The sequence below is a fragment of the Streptomyces sp. NPDC102462 genome (assembly GCF_044765425.1).
Lineage (GTDB): Bacteria > Actinomycetota > Actinomycetes > Streptomycetales > Streptomycetaceae > Streptomyces.
Window position 1 is genome coordinate 1 of sequence record NZ_JBIWKB010000149.1, and the last position, 2,332, is coordinate 2,332.

Consider the following 2,332-nt stretch of genomic DNA (forward strand, 5'->3'; position numbering starts at 1 on the left):
CAACCGCTCACCCGCAGGCGCCTTGACCTGCCCCACCCTCGCCATACGAAGGACAACGAGCCACAGCCACTTAAGTCACCGGCATTGGGCCTAGGCTCCGGGCCGCTCGTCCGCTCCTGCCGCCGTGTCGTCGGGCGCCTTGAGGGCCAGCACGACGGCGCTGAGCGGACCGTCCGGCGTGCTGTAGTCGACGGTGTCCCCGGCGCGGTGCCCCAGCAGGGCCCGGCCGAGCGGGCTGTCCGCGGTGACCAGCCGCTGGTCGGAGGGCGCGGCCACCTCGCCGATCCGCAGGGTCTGCGCCGTGCCGTCCGCGAACCGCACCGTGACGGTGCTGCCCACGCCCACCACCCCGGGCGGCGGCGGGCCCGCGACGGCCGCGGTGCGCAACCGTTCGCCGATCCGGGAGATCCGGTCGTCGAGCCGGGCGAGTTCGGTGGCCCGCTGCAACTCGTCGGCCTGGTCGGCGGTGTCCCCCGTCCCGCCGTCGCTGTGCAGCGACGATGCGACCGCCTCCCGTTCGGAGCGCAGGTCGGCCAGCTCCCGCTCCAGCGCCCGACGGGCTTCGGCGCCGATCGGCTCGGGTCCACCGGTCATAACGGCATGATGCGCTCCGCGGTACCCGTCCGCCACCGGCGGGCCCCGACCCGCTCGGCGCATCGCGCTTCCTGCCGGGCGCGCAGTGCCCCGCGCCCCGTGTGGGGCGCCGGCACAGCCCCGTGCCGTCCCGCCCGGGCCGGGCGTTCTAGAACGGGGTGAGGGTCAACCGGATTCCCGTCGGCGCCGGGTCCTCGATGTACGAGGCGAAGCCGGCCACGTCGTCGAAGGCGAAGCCGTACGCCCTGCCGTCCCGGGTCGCCGCGTGCAGCGCCCTCGCGTAGTGGTTGGTGACGCCGGTCCGGTAGAACGCCGACGCGTCGGTGGTCGGCTGTGCGGCCGCTGCTACGAGCGTCGACCGGTTGAACCCGGCGCCGAGGACGGCGGCCACAGGGCCGGTCGTGCCGTCGTTGGGCGCGGCGAGGGCGCCGTCGCAGAACAGCACGTCCCGGGTGGAGGGCCGGTCGAAGGCGACCGGCGCGGGCCCGTCGAAGGTCAGTTTCCCGCCGCGCACCCGGCCGGTGAAGGTGCCGGCGTCCGTGCCGACCGTGAGGTCCTTGCCGGTGTACGTGCTCCACACCTCGTCGATGTACGGGTCGAAGTAGTCCGCGGCGAACAGTCCCGCGTCCAGGCCGTGACCGGGCGCGATGACACGGGTGTCGTCCACCGCGAGCCGCGCGAACCCCTCGGTGTCGCGGACCGCGGCGAACACGGCGGCCCTGCCGCCGTCGACCAGCGTGCCCGTCGTCCGGTCCTGCGCCCCGGTCAGCCGGATGGCCATGGGCACGCTGAACATGTCGACCATGGTCGTGTTGCAGAACATTCCGGCCGCGTTGTACGTGAACTCGCAGCAATCGTGCAGCACCGGGTAGTTGGGGTCGGACGTCACCCAGCCCGCCGGGTACTGCAGCGCCGGTGCGCCGTTGCCGTCCGTGACCGCCTTGAACCTCAGCTTCTCGCCGAGCGACACATAGATCCGGCCCGACATGTACGGCAGCGAGAGCCGGGTCTCGCCGCTCGCGGCGAGCGGGATCGCGTAGTCGGTGAACCCGTCGGCGCCGTTGTCCGACAGGGAGACGGGCGCGAGGGTGCCGTCGGGCGTGACCCGGACCTGCTTCCCGTCCTGGTTGCCGACGACATAGACGTGCACGGAGGGGTTGTCGAAGTCGCCGCTTTCGTTGACGACGGTCAGCGGCAGCGCGCCCGCGGCCTTTGCGGCGCCGGTCCCGGCGAGGGTGTCCGTCCCCGCGAGGGCGTGGGGGCCGAGGGCGGCGACGGCGGGTGCGGCCACCGCCGCGCCGCCGAGGGCGTACAGAAGCCTGCGGCGGGTGAGACTGCGCTGGTGACGAGCGGTCATGTGGGGGGTCCTCCTGGTACGGGGCGGCTCGGAGCGCCGCCGACGGGCGGGCGAGAGCGCTCTCTTGAGTGCGGCCGGACCCCGATGCTACGCAGCACGACGGCACCCGCCAACCGCTGCCACGCCCCGTCAAACCCCCCTGACCTGCGGCTACTTGGGAGCAGCCGAGGGCAGGGGAGCGCTTAAGCCGTCTTTAAGACGCAGTTAATCGGCCTCGTGAGGATCGCGGCAATTGCCCCCTGCCCGCCGCTCCCGGCGAGTTCAGCGGCCGGTTCGGGTGACCTCCGCGAGGGATTCCCGGGCCTTGGCGGCGATGTTGTCGGGGGTGAAGCCGTAGGTGCGGAAGAGGGTCTTGCCGTCGGCGGAGGCTCCGAAGTGTTC

The 2,332-nt window shown here is 73.1% G+C and carries 2 protein-coding genes; both read right to left on the reverse strand.

Annotation, left to right across the window (positions count from 1 at the left end; all coding sequences use genetic code 11):
• Nucleotides 1-90: 90 nt before the first annotated feature.
• Nucleotides 91-594 carry a GreA/GreB family elongation factor gene (locus ACIRFL_RS43745; RefSeq protein ID WP_404041327.1) on the reverse strand — a complete coding sequence of 168 codons (504 nt, stop codon included), beginning with the start codon at nucleotides 592-594 and terminating at the stop codon, nucleotides 91-93.
• Nucleotides 595-742: 148 nt separating this feature from the next.
• Nucleotides 743-1,951, reverse strand: a complete 1,209-nt coding sequence (locus ACIRFL_RS43750; RefSeq protein ID WP_404041329.1) for a beta-1,3-glucanase family protein — start codon at nucleotides 1,949-1,951, stop codon at nucleotides 743-745.
• Nucleotides 1,952-2,332: the final 381 nt, after the last annotated feature.

Bases quoted from the DNA above. Each gene is read 5' to 3' on its own strand.
- ACIRFL_RS43745 (WP_404041327.1), bottom strand. From the start codon at position 594: ATGACCGGTGGACCCGAGCCGATCGGCGCCGAAGCCCGTCGGGCGCTG.
- ACIRFL_RS43750 (WP_404041329.1), bottom strand. From the start codon at position 1,951: ATGACCGCTCGTCACCAGCGCAGTCTCACCCGCCGCAGGCTTCTGTAC.